The 22,076-nt window shown below is 43.4% G+C and carries 17 protein-coding genes, 2 tRNA genes and 1 pseudogene; 9 read left to right on the top strand and 11 right to left on the bottom strand.

The window, feature by feature from the left end:
- Positions 1-253 precede the first annotated feature (253 nt).
- From JHD79_RS03310 to JHD79_RS03295, 4 genes are all read left to right on the top strand, one after another.
- Positions 254-2,158, top strand: a complete 1,905-nt coding sequence (locus JHD79_RS03310) for a T9SS type A sorting domain-containing protein (protein ID WP_199117774.1) — start codon at positions 254-256, stop codon at positions 2,156-2,158.
- Between the two features lie 225 nt (positions 2,159-2,383).
- On the top strand, positions 2,384-5,551 hold the full coding sequence (locus JHD79_RS03305; protein WP_199117773.1) for a hypothetical protein: 3,168 nt from the start codon (positions 2,384-2,386) through the stop codon (positions 5,549-5,551).
- A gap of 7 nt (positions 5,552-5,558) precedes the next feature.
- Positions 5,559-9,044 carry a DUF6443 domain-containing protein gene (locus tag JHD79_RS03300; protein WP_233164543.1) on the top strand — a complete coding sequence of 1,162 codons (3,486 nt, stop codon included), beginning with the start codon at positions 5,559-5,561 and terminating at the stop codon, positions 9,042-9,044.
- Positions 9,041-9,592 carry a hypothetical protein gene (locus JHD79_RS03295; RefSeq protein WP_199117771.1) on the top strand — a complete coding sequence of 184 codons (552 nt, stop codon included), beginning with the start codon at positions 9,041-9,043 and terminating at the stop codon, positions 9,590-9,592. The genes JHD79_RS03300 and JHD79_RS03295 overlap by 4 nt, the downstream gene beginning before the upstream one ends.
- Before the next feature lie 212 nt (positions 9,593-9,804).
- Here JHD79_RS03295 and JHD79_RS03290 read toward each other — a convergent pair whose 3' ends face one another.
- The 8 genes from JHD79_RS03290 to JHD79_RS03255 form a co-directional block, all read right to left on the bottom strand.
- Positions 9,805-10,062, bottom strand: coding sequence for a hypothetical protein (locus tag JHD79_RS03290; RefSeq protein WP_199117770.1), 258 nt, complete (start codon positions 10,060-10,062; stop codon positions 9,805-9,807).
- Between the two features lie 11 nt (positions 10,063-10,073).
- Complete coding sequence (locus JHD79_RS03285; RefSeq protein WP_199117769.1) at positions 10,074-10,364, bottom strand: hypothetical protein; 291 nt, start codon at positions 10,362-10,364, stop codon at positions 10,074-10,076.
- 4 nt (positions 10,365-10,368) lie between these two features.
- Positions 10,369-10,827 carry a hypothetical protein gene (locus JHD79_RS03280; RefSeq protein WP_199117768.1) on the bottom strand — a complete coding sequence of 153 codons (459 nt, stop codon included), beginning with the start codon at positions 10,825-10,827 and terminating at the stop codon, positions 10,369-10,371.
- 340 nt (positions 10,828-11,167) lie between these two features.
- The gene (locus JHD79_RS03275; RefSeq protein ID WP_199117767.1) at positions 11,168-11,431 is read right to left on the bottom strand and encodes a helix-turn-helix domain-containing protein; all 264 of its coding nucleotides are present in this window, start codon (positions 11,429-11,431) and stop codon (positions 11,168-11,170) included.
- Positions 11,432-11,602: 171 nt separating this feature from the next.
- Positions 11,603-12,841, bottom strand: a complete 1,239-nt coding sequence (locus tag JHD79_RS03270) for a site-specific integrase (RefSeq protein ID WP_199117766.1) — start codon at positions 12,839-12,841, stop codon at positions 11,603-11,605.
- Between the two features lie 309 nt (positions 12,842-13,150).
- Positions 13,151-13,224, bottom strand: a tRNA-Pro gene (locus JHD79_RS03265).
- A gap of 23 nt (positions 13,225-13,247) precedes the next feature.
- Positions 13,248-13,334 (bottom strand) — tRNA-Ser (locus tag JHD79_RS03260).
- A 67-nt stretch (positions 13,335-13,401) separates the two neighbouring features.
- On the bottom strand, positions 13,402-15,477 hold the full coding sequence (locus JHD79_RS03255) for an HD family phosphohydrolase (RefSeq protein WP_370583301.1): 2,076 nt from the start codon (positions 15,475-15,477) through the stop codon (positions 13,402-13,404).
- 141 nt (positions 15,478-15,618) lie between these two features.
- Between JHD79_RS03255 and JHD79_RS03250 the strand changes: the two genes are divergently transcribed.
- From JHD79_RS03250 to JHD79_RS03230, 5 genes are all read left to right on the top strand, one after another.
- Entirely contained in the window at positions 15,619-16,476 is an 858-nt protein-coding gene (locus JHD79_RS03250) for an SPFH domain-containing protein (protein ID WP_199117765.1), read from the top strand.
- 262 nt (positions 16,477-16,738) lie between these two features.
- Positions 16,739-16,921 carry an Arc family DNA binding domain-containing protein gene (locus JHD79_RS03245; protein WP_199117764.1) on the top strand — a complete coding sequence of 61 codons (183 nt, stop codon included), beginning with the start codon at positions 16,739-16,741 and terminating at the stop codon, positions 16,919-16,921.
- 163 nt (positions 16,922-17,084) lie between these two features.
- Positions 17,085-18,263: an acetyl-CoA C-acyltransferase gene (locus JHD79_RS03240; protein ID WP_199117763.1), complete on the top strand. Its 1,179-nt coding sequence runs from the start codon at positions 17,085-17,087 to the stop codon at positions 18,261-18,263.
- A gap of 17 nt (positions 18,264-18,280) precedes the next feature.
- The gene (locus JHD79_RS03235) at positions 18,281-19,210 is read left to right on the top strand and encodes a hypothetical protein (protein ID WP_233164542.1); all 930 of its coding nucleotides are present in this window, start codon (positions 18,281-18,283) and stop codon (positions 19,208-19,210) included.
- Between the two features lie 82 nt (positions 19,211-19,292).
- Positions 19,293-21,062, top strand: coding sequence for a peptide MFS transporter (locus JHD79_RS03230; protein ID WP_199117762.1), 1,770 nt, complete (start codon positions 19,293-19,295; stop codon positions 21,060-21,062).
- Positions 21,063-21,128: 66 nt separating this feature from the next.
- On the opposite strand, the gene JHD79_RS03225 is transcribed toward JHD79_RS03230, so the two are convergent.
- The 3 genes and pseudogenes from JHD79_RS03225 to JHD79_RS03215 all read right to left on the bottom strand — a co-directional run.
- A complete protein-coding gene (locus JHD79_RS03225) occupies positions 21,129-21,326 on the bottom strand; it encodes a cold-shock protein (RefSeq protein WP_199117761.1) in 198 nt (65 codons plus the stop codon).
- 85 nt (positions 21,327-21,411) lie between these two features.
- Positions 21,412-21,885 (bottom strand): annotated as a pseudogene (locus JHD79_RS03220) (redoxin domain-containing protein); the annotation flags it as partial.
- Positions 21,869-22,076: hypothetical protein (locus tag JHD79_RS03215; protein ID WP_199117760.1), on the bottom strand; the 208-nt coding region annotated here is incomplete at its 5' end. The pseudogene JHD79_RS03220 and the gene JHD79_RS03215, both read right to left, overlap by 17 nt.

Here is a 22,076-nt window from a genome sequence, read left to right as displayed (position 1 = left end):
AAATCCGGTATTTTTTTGTGTTATATATGTGAGAAATTGTGTATTAAGATTTTTTTATGAATCTTTGGCACCGCTAAAATATTTATTCACATCAAATCCTAAAGCCCAAACAAACAACATTATACGTGACAAAATGCGAGGTTTCCGTTCGAGGTTATTTCAATTTGCGACAATCGTATTTCTCGCCTTTTAGGATAGTACACTGGCCAAATAAATTAGCCAAATTCTAACATCTGTTTTAAAGTTATCAATTATGGAAGTAAAACTTACCGGCTGGCGCTTCCTTTGCGCGGGCTTACTGTTTTCGCTTGTCGCTACAGGTCAGGATATCCAATGGGAAAAATCTTATGGAGGAAAAGAAGCCGAATATCTTTTTGACGCCGTCCCAACAGCTGACTATGGATTTATATTGGCCGGCAGTTCACTGTCTGGCAAGACGGGCAATAAAACTTCCCTGAACAAGGGAAACCTCGACTATTGGGTCTGGAAGATGGACGAGAAAGGCGAGGCGGTCTGGCAGAAAAGCTTCGGCGGGTCGGGCATCGACTTGCTGCAAAGCATAAAGCTCACGGGTGACGGCGGCTTTGTACTCGCGGGAACCTCCGACAGTCCGAAAAGTGGCGACAAGCTCGAGGACGGCCGAGGCGGAAACGACTTCTGGATCCTAAAATTAGATGCAGGCGGTGCCGAAAGATGGCAGAAGACACTAGGCGGCTATGGTTCGGACAGGTTAGTGAGCGTGTTGCAGACAAAAGACGGCGGATTTCTATTAGGAGGAACGTCATCGTCGGACGCCAACGGCGACAAAACCGAAAAATCGCGCGGTAATTCAGACTTGTGGATCGTGAAGCTCGACGGTTCGGGGAATATCAAATGGCAAAGGACTTATGGCGGAAGTGCAGAGGATGAGCTAAGGAGTATGGCGCTCACCGCGGACGGCGGATTCATAGTAGGTTCTTATTCGAATTCTTCGGAATATGGAGAGAAACTTGGAAAATGCCATGGCGACGGTGATTTCTGGGTATTGAGACTCGACGAAAATGGCGAAATCTTATGGCAACAAACCTACGGGGGCGCAAAGGACGACGAGCTCAAGGCCGTTTTGCAGACCGCGGACGGCAATTTTATAGCGGCAGGATATTCCAACTCGGGATCGGGCTTCAACAAGACCACTTCCAGTAAAGACGGCAGCGACTTCTGGGTTGTAAAAATGAACGCGGATGGCAACAGCCTTTGGCAGGAATCATATGATTTCGGAAAATACGACATCCTGACTTCGGTCGTTGAGAACCCTGACGGAACGCTGCTTATCGCAGGCCACGCCAAATCGGATCCGCGCCAGGCCAGCGATGCGGAAGGCACCAACGACTATATAGCCCTGAAAGTGAAACCCGATGGCACGGAAATCTGGAGCCGGACGATTGGCAGCGACGGAGAAGACGTGCTCTACAAACTCGTCGGGACGCGCGACGGCGGATACCTGCTCGCAGGCACCTCGAATCCAGAAGGCGTGAAAAAGAAAAATACAAGAAAACCAAAAAACGTCTCCTCCAAACTAAGCAACGGACAGAACCTTGCCGCGGCCGACAAGGCGCAAAAGCAAATGGACAGCTATGTGGACAGAGCGACGAGTTCGGCCAACGACTACTATAAGGAGCATGCATCAGCCGTTTCCAGTTCGATCAACGACGCCGTGGGCCAACAGGATGGCGCGGCGAAATTCAGCGTCGGAACTCCGGGCGACGTTTTGAAAGGCGACAACGGTAATTCAGGCACTGGTTCCGGCAAAAACGGCAATGCATCTGGATCAAATGCGAAAAAGCTGCCTGTGTCGCGCCAAAAGTCCAACAATTTGGGTAAGAGTGACTTTTGGGTGGTAAAGCTGAAAGACAAGGATAAAAAGGACAAGCCAAAACAGAATATCGAAGCGTTTCCAAATCCGACGAATGAATATACCAATGTGATCGTTGGATATGAGTATGAAAAAGGGACGGCGACGGTATTCGACTTGAGCGGGCGACAGTTGCAATCTTTTCCGATTACCGGGCAGACCATTCCGGTAAGCCTTGCCGGATTGCCCGAAGGGATTTACATAGCGAATATCAGGACGGACAAATCCGACGACTCGGTTAAAGTAATGAAAACGAACAGGAAATAATTGAACATGAAAACGATAAATACTTTTTTGACTTTTTTATTTTTTGGCTTTCTCAATGCACAGCAGTCGGGAAGTTTCGTGCCTAAAATCAACGCGATACCAAGCTCACCCGAAGCCGCACTTTTGGGACGCTTCGGAGAGATTCCGGTCAGTTATTATACGGGAAGCCCAGACATATCGATTCCGCTATACACCATTAAGGGCAAAGGTGTCGATTTGCCTATCGTGTTGCGGTACCAGCCTTCGGGCATCAAAGTGACCGACGAGGCCACCTGGGTCGGTTTGGGATGGTCGCTCGATCCCGAACCTAGCATCCAACAGGAAATTAGGGGAAAAAGTGACACTTATGACAACTACAATTATTCTAACACTTTAGGAGGTTCAGCCGCAGAGTACGCATTATTTAAGGCGCACTTGCAGGGAATCAATTATTCCTCCACCCCCCAAACTGGCTATTGCATGAATTCCTTTGTTCCGGGTTTCGAACAATTTCCCTGTGGGCCAACAAGTGACGCCTATGTGATCCTCGCGAATTTGCTGGCTGGCAGAGGCCAGCCCGACATCTATCATTACAACCTGCCCGGTGTTTCGGGTTCTTACTTCATAAACACGGAAAACAATAAATTGACGCTATTGGATAAAAGCGATGAAGTAAAGTTCGTACACGTTCCCTATAGCAACACCATACAGGCAGTTACCCCTAACGGGATAACCTATAACTTTGGCAATTTAGAGTATTCGAATGCCGGCGGCGGATTGGAAGTGTCGGGAAAAACATTCAAAGTAACGAGCGTACAGTTTCCCGATTCAGGACACAACATTGCCTTCAGCTATGAAGATGAGCAGTATTCAAGCTTTTATAACAATGCCAATATTGTCTTCAACGCTTACGAAAGTGCTACGCCACCTTATGCAAATGGCGTAAACATCACCACCGGAGTAAAGAAGAGACTCTCGCAGATCGTTAACTCGGAAGTAACCATATCCTTTATAACCTCACCAAGACAGGATTTCCTGCAAAATTCGACGAACACCATCAGTAAACTCGACAGGATCGAGATACGTTCAACGGTCACCGGCAAGCTATTGAAAGCTTACCAATTTGATTATGGGTACTTCAATCCGAATTCTACCTATCAGAGCAAAAGACTGAAGTTGCAAAGTGTCAAGGAAATAGGTTATGACGAAATCACACAGACGGCAAACCTGTCGAAACCCGCATATGTCTTCGATTACGATGAAACAGTTAACCTGCCTGCGAAAAATTCTTACAGTCAGGATTTTTGGGGGTATTACAACGGCCAGCCCAATTCGACACTGATCCCCGACTTGGATTTTTTCGATTACCGGCACCAAATCACCGATTTTGACGGAACCCCGGCATTTGACTATCATCCATTGTACAAAGCAAACAGGTATACCGACAATTCATTTGCGAAGGCCTATATGCTAAAAAAGGTAAAATATCCAACCGGAGGCTATACGGAATACTATTTTGAGCCCCATACTTTCGAAAACCAATTCATACCGACCAATCAGCAGCTTACCGCGATGTACAAAAGTCCATCCTGCAGTGTCGGACCTTATTATCCGTCGGCAAATGGTTGCACGCAGGATTTGGATATTTCTGAAGACACGGAAATGGCTATGCTGATCAATTTCAATCACGGTTCTCCACAGATAGCTGGAAATTTGAACACGACCGTTACCGGCAATATGTATAACCAAGCTTACGTACAAATAGAGAAAAAAAATGCATTGGGCGTTGTCGATACCTTAAAAACCTGGAATCCTGCCTACAACAACACTTCAGTCGTACAGTTTCAGAACAGCAGCGGGACTAACATTTCCGAAAATTTCCATATTTACTACGAACCAGGCGCGACTTATAAACTAGTGGTAAGCTGTCCGCCATTGCCGAACTCCCCTTCTTCCTATCCGAGCCTGCCCAACCTGGCTCCCGTAGGCGTAAAGGCTTCGGCCCGTTTCTATAACAAGCTTTCGATTCCACACATCAGTTCGCAATGCGGTTTCCGGATAAAGGAGATAAAGAATTATTCGGAAGACAATGCTTTGGCATCCTACCGGACATATTCTTACAGCGGAGGCAAGCTTTTAAACCAATTTACCCCTTTAAAAGTTACCCCTTGCAAGTATAACGTCAACTACACTTGGGACGGGTATGCCTACAATTGGACGACGGTTTTTGCGAAGCGGGTAGAGCTATCCACCGAGAATTTCGGACACGACTCGGGCAACCCAGTAGGATACGACATGGTGGAGGAGCGTTACGTCGATACCCAAAACACCGGCGGCAAGAGGCAATACTTTTATATCAATGAACCAAACGCGGGCCGGACAGGGTTCCCGAACTCGCCAAACCGTTTAAATGGCCTTCTTTCTAAGGAAAGGACATATGACAAAAATTCAACGATAGTAGAAGAAAAAAGGAATACGTATTCCTATCTTCCTTACCCAGATACCACATTTTTCGGAATTGTCCTGGACACGCAGTCCTACAGCCAATGGGAAAATATTAGCGGTAGTAATGTTGTACATTATGGCGTAAACATGTTTTTTCACAAGTATTCATTCGTTACCTATCCGCTGTACTGCAGTTGGACAAAGTTGGCATCGACACAGACAGACCAGTTTTATAACGGGAATGCGCTAACTTCAGAGGTCGACTATCAGTTTAATGACAAAGGACAGACGAAGAGTGTGTCAACCTTTGGAAGCGACGGCAGTTCTGTGGAAACACGCACAAAATACTCCAGTGACAGCCCTTTCGGACAAATGATCGAGCAGACTATGGCCGATGCCAATATGATCAACATACCTATAAAGACGGAAAATTTGCGCAATAACACGATCCTTTCCACGACAAAGAACGGATTCGCGAACGACCCGACTACCGCCAACAGGACGCAATCCAAATATCTATATTCCTTAAAGGGCGGGACGCCTGACAACATGGAACTGAGGGCTACGGTCGACCTTTATGACGAGAAAGGGAATATTTTACAATATCACCTGCAGGACGGAATCAACGTATCTGTCGTCTGGGGATACAACAAAAATTATCCGGTCGCAAAGGTGGAAGGCGTTGCTTACGACAACCTCAATAGCGTGATCACTGGTATACAAACGGAATCGTCATTACCGACCGGTTCCGAAGCAACGCTCCTTAACCTTATGTCCCAACTGCGTCAAAGCCATCCCGATGCGATGGTAACCACTTACACTTATAAGCCAGGAATTGGAGTCAGCACGATTACCGATGCCAAAGGCGACCTGAAGACGTATACCTATGACGATTTCTGCCGCCTGCAATACGTCAAGGATAAGGACAACAACATTCTTAGTGAAAACGATTATAACTACCGCCAATAAAGAAAATATGAAAAAGCACTTACACTTTCTTACGCTACTTGTTTTCCCGTTGGCGGCACTCGCCCAAAGCACCAACCAGAACTACGTCAAGACAACCATATACAAGCAGCCCGTACAGGCTCCTATAGCAAACCCCTCTCCGATGGAAGCGAGCCAGACCGTAGGCTATCTAGACGGTTTGGGGCGGCCCATACAAAAAATAGCGCGCTACGGCTCGTCTGAAGGCGCGAGCATGGTAACGCATATGCAGTATGACGAACTCGGCAGGCAACCGCTACAGTTCCTTCCATACCCCAGTACTGACAATTCCCTTGACTTCCAGACGTCGGCACCGTTTGACCAGATGAGTTTCTATGCGCATTTCCGTGAAGGCACCCAAAACGGCTTCAGCCAGACAGAGTATGACGGCTCCCCGCTGAACCGGATAATAAGTCAGGCGGCACCTGGTGATCCGTGGGCGATGGGACAGAACCACGAAATAAGGTTCTCTTATCAGACAAATGCTGGTAGCGACCATGTCCTTATTTTTTCGGCCAACGCCCAGTGGAACGCTACCGACCGAAGATTTGACATCTCGCTGCTAGACGATGGCAGTGCAGAATATGGAAAAAACTTACTTTACAAATCCATCACCAGGGACGAGAACTGGGACGCTACGAACGATCCGGACCACTCCACAGAGGAATATAGGGACAAGGAAGGGCGCGTTATTCTTAGGAGGACGTTCGAGAGTGGCATCGCCCACAATACCTATTACGTTTATGACCAGTATGGCAATCTTACCTACGTTATTCCACCGGCGGCGGACGAACCTCAGTCGTTGGTACAGCGGAACGAGCTATGTTACCAATACGTTTACGACAGGCGAAACCGTCTCATCGAGAAAAAGCTTCCCGGCAAGCAATGGGAGTTCGTCGTCTATGACAAACTCGACAGGCCGGTGGCAATGGGTCCTGTATTTTCTCCTTTTGACGATTCCAAAGGCACTGAAGGCTGGATCATAACAAAATACGATAAATTCGATCGCGTCTTGATTACTGCTTGGCTCTCAAGAGACGCCAATGACAAGACTCGTGCCGAATTGCAGATGGATTTTGACTCCAGTACTATCCTCAGCGAAACCAAAATGGGCAATTCGGGTTCCACGGTCTTCGACTATTACTCCCAAAGCATCATGCCCGCATGGCGACTGGAACCCCTTACGCTTCAGTACTACGACGATTACGATTTCCCGGGCGGGCCGACCTCGTTCGCCAACGTGCTAAGCGATGGTAGCCAAGCCATCTATTACAACCAAACCAGAAAACCAAGAAGCCTGAACACCGGCAGCTGGGTGCGCGTCCTGCAAAACAGCACGGACTATCTGGCCGATATTTCCTATCGCCAATACGACGATCAGGCCCGCGTAGTGGCGGAATACACTGCAAATTATCTCGGCGGGTTCACGCGCAGGCATTTCGGGATCGATTTTTCCGGCAAAACGCTGGTCGGCGAGACACTGCATAAACGTACAGCAAACGTGACCGATCGCTTCATAAAGGAAACATTCGTCTACGATGCACAGGACCGATTGCGTACTCACGTTCACCAAATAGGCTCTGGCACCCCACAACTCATCGCCCTCAACCGTTACGATGAAGTGGGCGCCCTGCTCAACAAATCGGTCGGTGGAGATAGCGCTTCCGGATTAGATAGGCTACAGCAAATTGACTACAGCTACAACATACGCGGCTGGTTGACGGCCATCAATCCTGATATCGACTGTTACAGATGCGTGAACGATGATTTGTTCGGCTTTAATCTCCGTTATCAGGATCCCGATAACCTGCACGGAGACGTGCTACCGCTTTACAATGGCAACATCAGCGAAACATACTGGAAAGGCAGCGGATCGCCCGTATGGCGGAAGTATGGATACGTTTACGATGCCCTTAACCGGCTTACCACGGCTCATTACCAAAAAGTTGTAGAAACCATGCCGAACGGCAACTATGACGAGTCGCTTACCTACGACAGGAACGGCAATATCCTGACCCTGCAGCGCTACGGCGATATAGATGCCGCCAACCTACCGATACAGATAGACGATCTGGCCTACCGATACGTGCCAGGGTCGAATAAGCTTATGGACATTACTGACTTCAGCGCCAACCCATCGGGCTTCTCCGATGAGGGTGACTCCCAAACTGACGACTATGAGTATGACGATAACGGCAATATGAGTCGTGATGCCAACAAAGGGATCGATCGCATCTTTTACAACCATCTGAATCTGCCTACGCAAGTCGATTTCTCTAACAACAACAAGATTCTGTATACCTACGATGCACTCGGCTCTAAAGTGGCCAAAAAGATAGTGACTCCAGCCGCCACCATGACGGTTGACTACCTCGACGGATTCCAATATAAAAACAATAACCTGGAATTTTTCCCGCATGCTGAGGGATATGTCAGAAATACCATAATTTACGGGTTGGACAATTTTAATTACGTTTTCCAATACAAGGACCATCTCGGTGACATCCGGATGAATTTTGCGCGCGACCCTGACGATGGGACTACGAAAGTTTTGGAAGAAAGCCACTATTATCCTTTTGGATTGAAGCACGCTAACTATTCGACCGACCGTAGGGATTTCAGAGAGGTGCAGGCAGCTGTTGTACTAAGGCCCGGGAATCCTATTAATGACAAGGTGCCTTTAGATTATAATTATCGATACAACGGTAAGGAGTGGCAGGATGAGCTTGGACTTAATATGTATACCTATGGATTTCGAGACTATGATCCCGCGATCGGTAGATGGACATGCATTGACCCTCTTTCAGAAAAATCTCGCAGATGGTCGCCATACAACTACTGCGTTGATAACCCTGTAAGGTTTATCGATCCTGACGGCAGAGAAATTTTAAATGTTCAGGGCGGAGTAAAGTATACTGGTAATGATGCTCTACTGGCATTTGGCGCTATAAAAAAACAAATCCAAAGCAATGGAGGCATCAAAGGTATTCATTTTGTTCGCGAAGCTAAAACCCCGAACATTTACAGACACACGTTAAACTCATTTAGGAATGGGAAACCTAACGTGCTACATTACGATGCAGATAAGAAAAATTCAGATGAAAGAAGAGATGATGCGTTGAAAAACTTTCCTTCAAGATATTCTGAGGGACTACAGAGAGACGAATATCCTTATGCATCCACAACAGAGGGAGGTGCTGGAGCTGATGTTGCCTACGTTCCTGGTAAAGAAAATAGTTCTCAAGGAGGCAGTTTATCGGCTCTCTACAAAACGCTAAACTCTGGTGATGCCTTTTTGGTACTTGCAGTACCTAGAGATAAGGAGCCTGACGCTGTGCCTGATCCAGTTCCTGTTTACAGGAGAATACCCGTGCCAAGCGCTGAAACCATGAATAAAACAGTCAAGCCTGCTGCTACAACTGCCACGGTATTACTTGTCATAACAATGATTTTATTATCCCCAGTAGGAATATGAGAAAATATTTAATTTTGTTTGGTTTAGCTTTACTTTGCCAATGTCATTATAAAAAGAAGACAAATATGAAACACAGCTTCAATTTTCAAACCCAGTACAATCAATTTTATATTGTGGACAAAGAAAACAAATCTGAATTTGACCCAGGTTCATATTGGTCTGAAGAAGCCTATGATGCAAAGTTAGCTCTTGCAAATGGTTTTGCCGCGATTGGTACTCACAGCTATGGCAACATTAAAGGAGAAATAGAACTTTTGCAAACGCCTCCAGAACACATTGACTACAAATTGTTTGACAATATCGTCGAAGGAGGAATTAATATCAGTTCCGGAGAATTGCAAATCTTGGATTGTCCAAATAGTGAGGTTGAATTTTCTCTAAAAGTACACCCCGGTAAATATAGGTTAAGGGTCTACGGGTCTAATTTTGCAAGTGTAAAAGAGCCTGACTTGCCACACGATACGGACAACGACTTCTACAGGATTGAAATTTGGCCTGATAGTAATATGGACCGTAAAATACTAAAGCAACATATAGGTCATTATTAGGAAAGCCATAATAAAATCAATAAATGTCTCTACACGTTCCAGATTGCACTGGTTGTTGATTCGGCGAGCCAATTTAGAACAGTAGTGGCTATTTACGTGTCACGCTAATAATTCTTTAACTCCCCGAGACAACATATTATTTTTTAGTGGCCTAGACTTTAAATACGAATTTCTTATATGAAAAAAGCCCTCAAATGTTGAGGGCTCATTTATTACACTTCATCTTCAGTCTCATCGGTCTTCGGTGCTCTATACCTTTTCTTGCCGGGCTGTATTTTGTCCTTTAAAAAAAGGTTATAGAAAAAACTTCTGAATGGCGACATCTTAAAGAACAACCCCAAGGCGCCACCCGAATCGTGTTTTCTCCCATCTTTGGTTTGTTTCCGAAAACTTTTAAACACGTATAGTTGGTAGGCAATAATAATTGTTGCCAATATTATAGTAGAGATGATTAGCGTTTGTGTGCTCATTAAGTCGCTTATTAGTTAAAACGTTCAGGTACTCCCGCGCAGGCCGCTAAAAAATAGGCAGCATTGTCGTATGCCGTATACCATCCCCAGTAAGCGTCCATTGCGCAATTTATATTGAACATTGATGTCGCGTCGGCGGAAAGCCAACTGATGGCTATGGCCTGAATACAGGAGTCCATCGCTGAACTGTAGTCACTGTCGGCTTTGACAATCTGTACGTTGTACTCGGTAAGGCATGGATCAGCAAAAGTGGTAGTCACGCCGAGGCAGACTATCAGAAGCATTAAAAGAAATTTTTTCATTGGTTTATAGATGATTGTTTGCGGAATTGTTGATTTCAGTTGTTGTCGGTGCGATATCCACATGGAGGACATCCGCCAGATCACTTTTTGGAATTCCCTTCAACTCGGGATATTTCGCCAGCAGCGCTTTACTACTTCGGTTTTGGGTATAGAGCAGTGTGGCAAATTCGTCCGCTCCGACTACCTTCGCCTCCCTCATCAAGGCTTTGAGCTCATCAAGATTTCCTATTTTGGCCATCTTGCTTGCGATCAGGCTTCTGTCGGCACCTTTCATGCTGATTTTGCCAGCGAGGGTTTCCGAGACTAAGGATTGTGACGATTCCTTGTACTGAATAAACAATGCGTCATTTCTGACTGCCTCCTTTATTTCCGGCAGTGTCTTGTTTTGGGATTTGCAGCTGGTCAGCTGCAGCGACAATGAGGCCATTATGGCCACCACTGTAAGCATTTTGATTTTTTGCATAATTTAGATTTGTTTGGTCAAATGTTATGGATTGGACTGAGATGAAATAATATTTTACACGAAGTGCCTGGTTCTTGGGATGAAACATTAATTTGAACCAATCTCACCATTAAATTCTGAATTAGAAAATGGCTGGCAGCCATCTTATTCAGAAGGACTTTTTCCAGTGACGAAGCACCCTTTTATCGATGTGGAAATTTTTTCGGCTATGCTCAAAGATCGGGATGCCGCTATCTTCTGAGATAAATGACCCGGCGAAAGTCGAAGAGCGTGGGGCGCTTGAAGCAAACTGATCCAAATCATCCAACACAGACTGGAAATTTGTGCGTTAAGGCGGACATCATCCGTCCATGAGCTTCCGAATGTCCTCATAACGATAATAAATCAATCCGCCTACTTTGTTGGATGGCAGCGTGCCGTTCACACGCAGGTTCTGTAATGTTCCCGCCGATATGCCGAGCAGTTTGCGCACCTCATAACTTTTGAGCCAGTCCCGCGCTTCCTGCCCCTGTTTGCGGGGATGGGAATGATACTTGCGTATCTCTTCGAACAACTCCCTTTTGAATCTCTCAAGGTCGTCCCGTGTAATCATGTCTACATTCATCTTTTCCTGGTTTACATAAAACGATATCCATGGACACTTGTATTTTGGGCATCCATTTCATTGACCGGAAGTTAAACGCCTGGGATGGCAATGGAAAGAACGTGTACCCATTTGGCCGGCGTTGGCATCGCTTTGCCGACCGATGATTGGATTGGTGGACAGCACTATTTGCTAAGAACCCGCTCCGGAGATGCGCCGTTCGAGATTTTGCATATCCTCACTAAGTTTCAGCTCTACGACCTTGGCGTAAATCTGTGTAGTTCGGATACTGGTGTGGCCGAGCATTTTCGATACGCTTTCAATCGGCACGCCGTTGCTCAAGGTAATAGTAGTGGCGAAGGTATGGCGGGCTGTATGGAAGGTCAGTTTCTTTCTTATGCCGCATATATCCGCGATCTCTTTCAGATAGCCGTTCATCCGTTGATTGGAAATAACCGGGAATACGGTTCCCTTGTTTACAGATCGGGGATCACCCTTGTATTTGTCCATCAGCTCCCTTGCCTGAGGCAACAATGGCACACTTACGGTCGTCTCGGTCTTTTCCCTGCATGTCGATAGCCATAAGCCTCCGTTGATGCCTATTACGATGTTATCGGGCCTGAGTTGTGCCAGATCAATATAGGCAAGGCCCGTATAGCAGCTGAAAAGAAACATGTCCCTTACATGTTTCAGGCGTTCGATTTCAAATTGTCTTTTGCTAAGCCTGCCCAGCTCGTCGGCAGTAAGCGGTTTACGTTCCACCTTGTCAAAGTGCTTCTTGAAGTTTCCAAACGGATCTTTCGGTATCCAACCCAATTTGATAGCAATACTGACCATCTTGCGGAGCCTTTCGATGTGTTTCATGACCCCGTTGTTCCTTAGCGGTTTTTGATGGTCCTTAGGCTCGGAGTTCAACAGGTAATTCTCGAAACCAACTATGAATTTGTAGTCAAGTTCTGAAAGTCGCATATCACACCTTCCGTATCGGTCCCTTAGAAACCGGCTCAAATACCTTTGCGTCGTGTAATAGTTCTTCATTGTGCCTTGTGCCAGTATCGCTTTTTGGTGCTGGTTATGGAAGTCTATCAATGATTCGATAGTTTGACCTAATTGAGCTTTGCCCAAAACCTTGTCGCGGATGGCCTCCCCGTGTATATCGGCTCCCGTGACCAGCATCTGCTGGTAGGTATTGATGATCTTGGCTTTGAACTGGTCCAGGAACATATTAAATTCCACAACTTCCTTACGGCTACCTTTGGCCAAGCCTTTTTTGGCATCCCATTGGGAAACCGATATCGAACGCTTTACCGAAATCTCGGTGCGTCTGCCGTTTACCGTTATCCTTGCACATATTGGCGCGGTGCCCTTAGCAGTGGTCTTTTGTTTCTTGAGGTAGAATAATACCCCAAACGTGCTGTTCTTCGTTTTCATAACCTTCCTAATTTAAAATCCAACATCATACGATCCGGCAGGGCTTGTGGCCGTTTGAAGCGCTACATAATTCCAAAAGGAAAAATTTGCCACCAAAAGCGACCAAAACCCTACAAAGAAAATACAAATGACTGAAATTGAATTTTTTAACCTCAGTTCTGAGACCCAAACTTAGGAAACGAAAAGGGGTAACCGAATAGGTCCCATTTTCTTTGATAAAACTTGAAATACATTGGGGTAAAATAAATGAAAAAACCCCTTAAACCATACGATTTAAGGGGTTCTGACAGCCTTTGAAAGGCTTTGTTGTCGGGGTGGCAGGATTCGAACCTACGACCTCCACATCCCAAATGTGGCGCGATACCGGGCTACGCTACACCCCGATGGTGGTATCACCTTTGTTTTGCGGAGAGGGCGGGATTCGAACCCGCGGTACCGTTACCAGTACGACAGTTTAGCAAACTGTTCCTTTCGGCCTCTCAGGCACCTCTCCTGTCGTTGCGCGTTATTGCGTTTCGAGGTTGCAAATATAGCAATTCATTGATGTTTGCAAAAAAAAATTATGTTGTTTGTGAATAATCTACGCGAACATGATAGATGCTCATCAGCATCGTCTTGAATATCAGTTTAATAGTTTCTAAATCTTTTAGCGTTAAATCGCAATTATCTAATTGATTTTGTTCTAATTTATAGTCAATAATCCTTTCCACAAGGTCATTGATACGTTGTGCATCCGGATTTTTTAAGCTTCTCGAGGCAGCCTCTACCGAATCTGCCAACATTAACACCCCAGTTTCCTTAGAAAAAGGAATAGGTCCGGGATAACGAAAAATGTTCTCGTCGATAAATTTTTCTGGAGAATTTTTCAGAAAAGACTGGTAGAAATAATCGACCCTCGTATTCCCATGATGGGTACGGATAAAATCAATGATCGATTCGGGTAATTTATGCTTTCTGGTAATCTCAATACCTTTATGCACATGCCTAATGATGATCTGGGCACTCTGCTCATAAGGCAGCTTATCATGCGGACTCACCCCTGTTTGGTTTTCGATAAAATATTGTGGATTTTCCATTTTGCCAATATCATGGTACAATGCTCCCGCCCTTACCAAAAGCGCATTTCCTCCAATCTTGAATATGGCAGCCTCCGCTAAATTGGCTACCTGTAACGAATGCTGAAAAGTTCCGGGAGCCTTAAAAGCCAATTCCCTCAACAGTTTGTTGTTGGTATTGGTCAGTTCTATTAAGGCTACATCTGAAGTAATACCAAATACTCGTTCAAATGCATAAATTAATGGATAAGCCAATAACGAAAGTAATACGCTAAATAAAAACGGTAGGAAGTTGACCCATTCTATATGACTAAAAGATCCTTCACGCAAAAGGGCAATGCCTACAAAAGAGACCAAATAAGATGCCAGTATAAATGAAGCAGAAATCAACAACTGCTCTCTTTTCACCAAGTTCTTTATGCTATAGATGGCTACCATACCTGCGGTGGTCTGGTAAAACACAAACTCAAAGCTGTTGGACACAAAAAATCCGGCAATTAAAATGACCAATAAATGCAGGTTAAGCGCCAACCGGGTATCAAACAGTATCCTGATAATAATGGGCACGATACAAAATGGGATAAGGTATATGCTGGACAGGTTAAACTTGATAGCCCAGGTAAGTACCAATAGCATAGAGGTAATTACCAATAACAATAATGACAACTGCCGATTATCCGCAAAAATATCCTTTCTAAAGAGATAGAGAAACACCATTAGCAGGGTAACGATAAAACCTACCAAAAACACCTGACCTAAGAACACAAGCCTCTTATCTCCAACGGTTTTGGTCTGTGTTTCATACGTTTCCCTAAACGATACTAATTTTTGATAGACTTCTTCATCAACTACCGTTCCCCTAGCTACAATTACTTCTCCCTTTTGCACCATACCTTTCGTAGTAGATAAGCTCTTGAGCGTGTTGCCCTGTACAATATTGGTGAGGTTTTCATCGAATAAAATATTAGGCTTCAAATGGCTCTCTACCAGATCAAACACCAGGTTTTTCACCGCCTCACTATTGGACTTAAAATTATCCTTTACATACCTCAGAGCACTTTCTATGGTGTATACATCTTGCGAGCTATATTTACCAGACACGTTGTTTCGCACTAATGAGAAATCATAATACTGTCCACTCTTCTGATGTTTGGGATTAAGGCCGATAATACCTTTGTCATAAATGGCTTTCAAAATATTAAAAGAACGCTGCTTATAGCCATCTTTTTCAGAATCTTCCAATGATTTCGACTTCCATTTCACATCAAATTCATTCAAATAAGCCTCACTTTGCCCTTTAAAAACATCCTCTTTGTATTGATAAATGGGAAGTACATTATCTAGCGCACTTTTCTTGTCCTGCTCTACCTGTTGGTTATCTTTTAGAATGGCAAAACTAAAAGGAGAAACCAAGTCCTTGTTTAACCAAGTTTTACCTTTTTCAAATTCATATCTGAAGCGGGGTTGTTTAGGTAGGTACAAGGTAATGATCAGCACGCAAACCGCCATCATTACATATTTAATATTAGACGAATACTTACGGTAAAGTATTTTATGGGAATTCTTTTTAATCTTGGCCAAAATATAATCCTTTAACTATCAAAATTAATATTTATTTCTGCAATAGCCTACAATCGTTATGTCCAGATGAAAACAACTTGCACCAGTTCCTTACATTTTGTTTTATTTTTTTATTATATTTGATATCAAAATAATATCATTATGCAAACAGAAAAAATTATCAACCCTCCTTCTGGCTATCTTACCTTAGCTTTTTTCCTCTTATTACTTTTAGGTGGCATAGCTGCATTAGCCACACGAAATTTCCTCATTGGATCATTGGTATTGGTTTTTGATTTCATCCTTATCCTTCCCGGATTGATCATCGTGAATCCTAATGAATCTAAAGTATTGGTCCTCTTTGGTAAATACATAGGTACCGTAAAATCAGATGGTTTCTTTTGGGTAAACCCCTTAGCAGAAAAAAAGAAATTATCATTAAGGGCTAGAAATCTTAACGGCCAACAGCTAAAGGTGAACGATAAGATGGGCAATCCTATAGAAATTGCTGCCGTTATTGTTTGGCAGGTGAAAGAAACAGCAAAAGCCAGTTTTTCTGTAGAGGACTACCTCCAATATGTTAATATACAGAGCGAAGCAGCTGTTAGACACTTAGCCAATAGTTTTGCTTACGACAGCTTAGAAGATGAACATGCACAAATCACCTTGAAAGATGGTGCTGAAAAGGTAAATTCTCTCTTGGAAGATGAACTAAATGAACGTCTTTCCAGGGCAGGAATAGAAGTTGTTGAAGCCAGGATTTCGCATTTGGCCTATGCACAGGAAATAGCCAGTGCCATGCTTCAACGCCAACAGGCAACCGCTGTAATTGCAGCTCGAAAGCTCATTGTAGAAGGTGCGGTGGGCATGGTAGAAATGGCATTAGAAAAGCTGTCGGAAAAGGGAATTGTTACACTTGATGAAGAACGTAAAGCTGCGATGGTAAGTAATTTATTGGTGGTATTATGTGGTGATAGAAATGCACAACCTGTAGTGAATACCGGTACATTATATAATTAACGGTATTCGAATACACGCCCGCATAAATTTATTGGGCTGTTCAAAATTCCCAACTATTGTCTTCCATTATTCGACTGTTCCGCACTTATGTGCGTCAATTAGCATTTTAGTTAAAAAGATTGACTTCGCAGAATCCTTTGGAGGACCATTTTCAAAATAATGATGGTACGTTTTGAACACCCTCTAATTTACACGACCATCTTTTTAAGCGTATCTCGCTAGAAAATTAATAAATGAATATCATTTCCAAACCATTAAATCGATGGCAACAGACAAAGAAAAGAAAGCATTTGTTTTAAGAATCAGCCACAACCTATTAAAAGAAATTGAACAATGGGCTGCCGACGAATTCAGAAGCACCAATGGTCAAATAGAATATTTATTGAATGAAGCCATTAAACTGAAGAGAAAACGTTCATCAAAAAACGTTACAGAAAAAGAATAATCTATAACGTGGAAACTAGGCTATAAGTCAATCTGATAAAACTCCATGTGGAAACTGCCCCCATAACCAATGCCATATTAAGGTTATATCAACAATTTTATATTCGATTATAAGGGTAAATGGTTAAATTGCGACCAACCAAATATATATAAATACATTGTAGATGAAAGAAGTAGTTATTGTTGCTGCTGTTAGAACACCTATTGGCAGCTTTGGAGGTTCATTATCAGGATTTACGGCGACACAGCTTGGTGGTTTTGCCATTAAGGCCGTAATAGAGAAAGCCGGCATACCAGCCGCACAAATTCAGGAGGTTTACATGGGCAATGTGCTTTCGGCAAATCTAGGACAAGCCCCTGCCACCCAAGCCGCTAAATTTGGCGGCCTACCTGACCTACCAGCAACCACGGTCAATAAAGTTTGCGCTTCAGGCACAAAGGCCATTATGTTGGCCGCTCAGAGTATTGCCCTTGGAGATAACGAAATTGTGATTGCCGGCGGAATGGAAAGTATGAGCAACGTTCCATATTACTTGGACAAAGCAAGAAATGGTTACCGATTGGGACATGGCCAGATCACAGATGGACTAATAAAAGATGGATTATGGGACGTTTATAACGACTACCATATGGGAAATGCGGCCGAACTTTGTGCAGACACCTGCCACATTAGTAGAGAAGAACAAGATCAATTCGCCATCGAATCCTACAAAAGAGCTCAGGCTGCCCAAACAGAAGGTAAATTCAAAGGGGAAATTATAGCCATAGAGGTCAAAAACAAAAAGGGCGAATCAGCGTGGATAAGCGAAGACGAAGAGCCTTCTGCAGTAAAGTTCGATAAAATCCCTTCATTAAAACCCGTATTTAAAAAAGAGGGCACCGTAACCGCTGCAAATGCCTCTACGCTTAACGATGGCGCAGCCGCATTGATCTTAATGAGTGCAACAAAAGCAAATGAACTAGGTTTAAAACCTATAGCCAAAATTCTGGCTTATGCCGATGCCCAGCAAGCCCCCGAGTGGTTCACTACCGCTCCTTCCAAAGCGATACCTTTGGCCTTGAAAAAAGCCAATATAAATATTAATGATGTTGATTTCTTTGAAATTAACGAAGCTTTTGCCGTAGTTTCCCTGGCCAACAATAAAGAATTAGGCCTTAGCCCAAATAAAGTTAATCTCAATGGTGGTGCAGTAGCTATAGGTCATCCTCTAGGTGCTTCTGGAGCTAGAATTGTAGTTACATTATTGAATGTACTACAACAAAACAAAGGCAAAATTGGTGTGGCTGGAATTTGTAATGGTGGTGGTGGTGCCAGCGCAATAGTAATTGAAAACCTACGTTAACGAATTAAAGATCTTCAATGCAAAAAAGAGTTTATATTGCAACCTGCTTATTGCTTTCAGTTATTTTTTTTCATGGAACAACTAAGGCACAAACCCAGCTTAGCGCTAATAACCTCACAATATTAAACAAATTACAGGATACCCTGGTCAGCATCAGCGATTCTACCTATGCCATAAAGGACGATGTAGAGAAGTTGGCCTATAACACCTTATTTGTCAAAAGATTGATTGCTGCATTGAAAACGCCTTATTCTTTTAATTTTAATTTCGAGTTGCTGAACAATATTTCCATACTTAGAGCCCCAAATCAATCTTTCAAGATCATTACCTGGACTTTGCCATTTAACGACGGCACTTATAAGTTCTATGGCACCATACAGCTGGCCACCAAAGATGGCCAGCTTAAGCTTATTCCATTAAATGACGATACGGCTAATTTTGCCGATGACAATGCCATTACTAACCACAAAAAGTGGTACGGAGCTCGTTATTATGACATTATCCCCGTTACCTTGGGAGAAAAACCACCATACTATCTACTTTTAGGTTGGAAAGGCAATAATGACAAAACCACCAAAAAAGTAATCGAAATACTGTCCATTGACAAGGGGGAAGCCATATTTGGCAGAAATATTTTTGAAATGCCAAAAACCACTGCCCTTAGGAACAGGATGGTGTTTGAATACAGCAAACAAAATAGCATGACCTTATCTTTCGACAAAAATGTAAACTTGATTGTATTCGATCATCTGGTCCCTTACCAGGAGGAAATGGCAGGCAATTATGAATACTATGCTTCTGATCTAAGTTTCGATGCTTATGTGATCAATTATAACAAACTAAGACTAAGAGAGAACGTAGAACTAAAGAATGAGCCCTCCAATATGGACGAATTTTATAGTACGCCTATTAAGGCAACCACCCTATATCAAAAAGGCAAACACTAATTTTTTTGTTAAAATATCGAGGGATTAGCCTATATTGCGCCAAAAATTACACACAAAACTAACACTAACTTATTGATAAACTATGCAAACAACTACTGCAGAAAACTCGAATGATTTTTTTACCGACAAGGTAATAGGTCATCCGGCAGGACTTTTCGTGTTGTTCTTCACTGAAATGTGGGAACGTTTCTCTTACTATGGCATGAGGGCGCTATTGGTGCTTTTTTTAACCTCTTCTATAATTGGAGCAAACCCAGGCTGGGGTTGGCCCAGGGAAACTGCCTTGGCCATTTATGGATCTTATACTTCACTAGCCTATTTAACCCCCATTTTAGGAGGATATATTGCCGACAAAATTATAGGTTATAGAGCTGCAGTTATTGTAGGTGCCTTATTAATGACTTTAGGCCACTTATCAATGGCCTTTGAATTTAGTCCCATATTCATGTACCTAGGCTTGGGTCTTTTGGTAGTGGGCAATGGTTTCTTCAAACCAAATATGACCTCCATCCTATCACACATGTACAAAAAACATCCGCAGAAAAAAGATGGTGCCTATACCATTTTTTATATGGGTGTAAACTCTGGCGCCTTTTTGGGAATGCTACTGTGTGGATACATAGGAGAAAGTCCTAATTGGGGATGGAGTTACGGCTTTGGCCTGGCAGGGGTTTTCATGTTTATAGGTATGTTACAATTTTATTTCACCAGAAATATTTTTGGAAACATAGGTACCAAACCGGAAAAAAATGAAGTGGTCGACGAAAATGAAGCCCCAGAAGAAGCTACTAGAAATCCATTCTCCAAATTTGATATTTCCATCATTGCCATCATTTCAGTGGTAGGACTTTTATGGACCATCAATGATCCCCTTTCAAAGATTACCAGCATCAATTTCTTCAATTTTAATGTAGGAAGCCTATCTGGCAGCAACTTTGCCATTCTTGCGGCATTGATCCTCTTTGTGTTCATTTTGATTAAACGGATTAGCCAATATACCTCCCTACTGCGGGACAAAATGATAGCCGTTATTATATTGGCTTTTATTACCATCTTTTTTTGGGCCTCATTTGAACAAGCAGGTGGTTCGATGACCATCTTTGCCAAAGATTATACCGCAAGGATACTGGAAGGTAACCAAAAGCTGATGTTCAACATCGCTAATACCTTGATCACCGTTATTCCTTTGGTCATCATTTCTTTTGTACTCATCAAACTATTCACCAAGACTTTTAAAAGATTTGCCTTGGGAAATATCATACTTGCAATAGGTTTCCTTATTATATGGGGATTGGTTATCTATATGCTTAAAGAACAATATGCAGATGTAAAAGCAGAAGTTCCAGCCACTTGGTTTGGTGTACTAAACTCGCTTTTCATCATCTCATTGGCCCCTATTGTTTCTAAATTGTGGGAAAGTAAATATTCTCCGTTTGCCACTATAAAAAATGGTATAGGAATGATTTTGTTGGGCATTGGCTTTGCAGCCTTAGCTTATGGTTCAAGCAGTATTGCTCCGGGAGCCAAAGTAGCTGCCGTGAGCATGATATGGCTGATATTGGCCTATCTCTTCCATACTTTAGGTGAATTGTTCATTTCACCTGTTGGTTTATCATATGTGAGCAAACTGGTACCTGGAAGAATGATTGCCATTATGTTTGGTATTTGGTATTTAGCTATTGCCATAGGCAATAAAATTGCAGGCAAAATGGGGGGGATGATCGATGAAATTACTGCTCAGTACTCCATGCAGACCTTTTTTCTGATCTTCACCTTTATTCCATTTGCACTGGGCATATTTATCATGCTATTAACACCTCTGCTAAAGAAATTAATGCATGGCGTAAAATAAAAAATAAGAAAGGCCCCGAAATTTCGGGGCCTTTCTTATTTTAACCAATAATTATTATTAGGGGCTTTATATCTTTTTTACATTTACGGCCTGAGGACCTTTCTTACCTTCCGCTATTTCAAATTCTACTTCGTCGTTCTCTTTAATTGCATTGATGCCGCCAGCAACATCCTTAAAATGTACAAAGATTTCTTTGTTGGCATCATGAACAATAAATCCATAGCCTTTTTCGGTATTAAACCATTTTACTTTTCCGGTACTCATGTTGTATTCTGTATTTTAATTATTTACTTCTCTCTAAAGTAAAACTAATTAATTATAAATGAAAGCAATATTTATTTTTTACTGATTATTTATTGGGTTGAGGTGTAGTTCTCAAGTAGGGCTTGATTACCTTATGTCCTTTAGGAAACTTGGCCGGTATATCTTCGGTCTTAATGCTATTCACTACAATCACGTCTTCCCCATCTTTCCAATCGGCCGGTGTAGCTACACTGTAATTCGCTGTCAGTTGCAATGAATCTATCACCCTCAATACCTCGGTAAAGTTTCTACCAGTGGAAGCAGGATAGGTAATGATCAACTTCACTTTTTTATCTGGAGAAATCACAAATAATGAACGTACCGTAGTGGTTTCTGATGCATTTGGATGGATCATATCATATAGATTTGCTACAGTCTTATCCTGATCGGCAATAATTGGAAAATCTACGGTCGTATTTTGTGTCTCATTAATATCCTTGATCCAACCAAGGTGAGAATCTACCGGATCTACACTCAAGGCCAAAACTTTTACATTTCTTTGATCAAATTCTTGCTTTAAGGCTGTCTCTTATACACATCTCCGAGCCCACGAGACCTGCGTTACCATCTCGTATGGCGTCTTGTGCTTGAAAAGGGGGGGGGGGGGGGGGGGGGGGGGGGGGGGGGGGGGGGGGGGGGGGGGGGGGGGGGGGGGGGGGGGGGGGGGGGGGGGGGGGGGGGGGGGGGGGGGGGGGGGGGGGGGGGGGGGGG

The sequence above is a fragment of the Pedobacter sp. ASV28 genome (genome assembly GCF_016428855.1).
Lineage (GTDB): Bacteria > Bacteroidota > Bacteroidia > Sphingobacteriales > Sphingobacteriaceae > Pedobacter.
The sequence above is the reverse complement of the archived record's forward strand: the minus strand, read 5'-3'. Positions and strand labels throughout refer to the sequence as shown.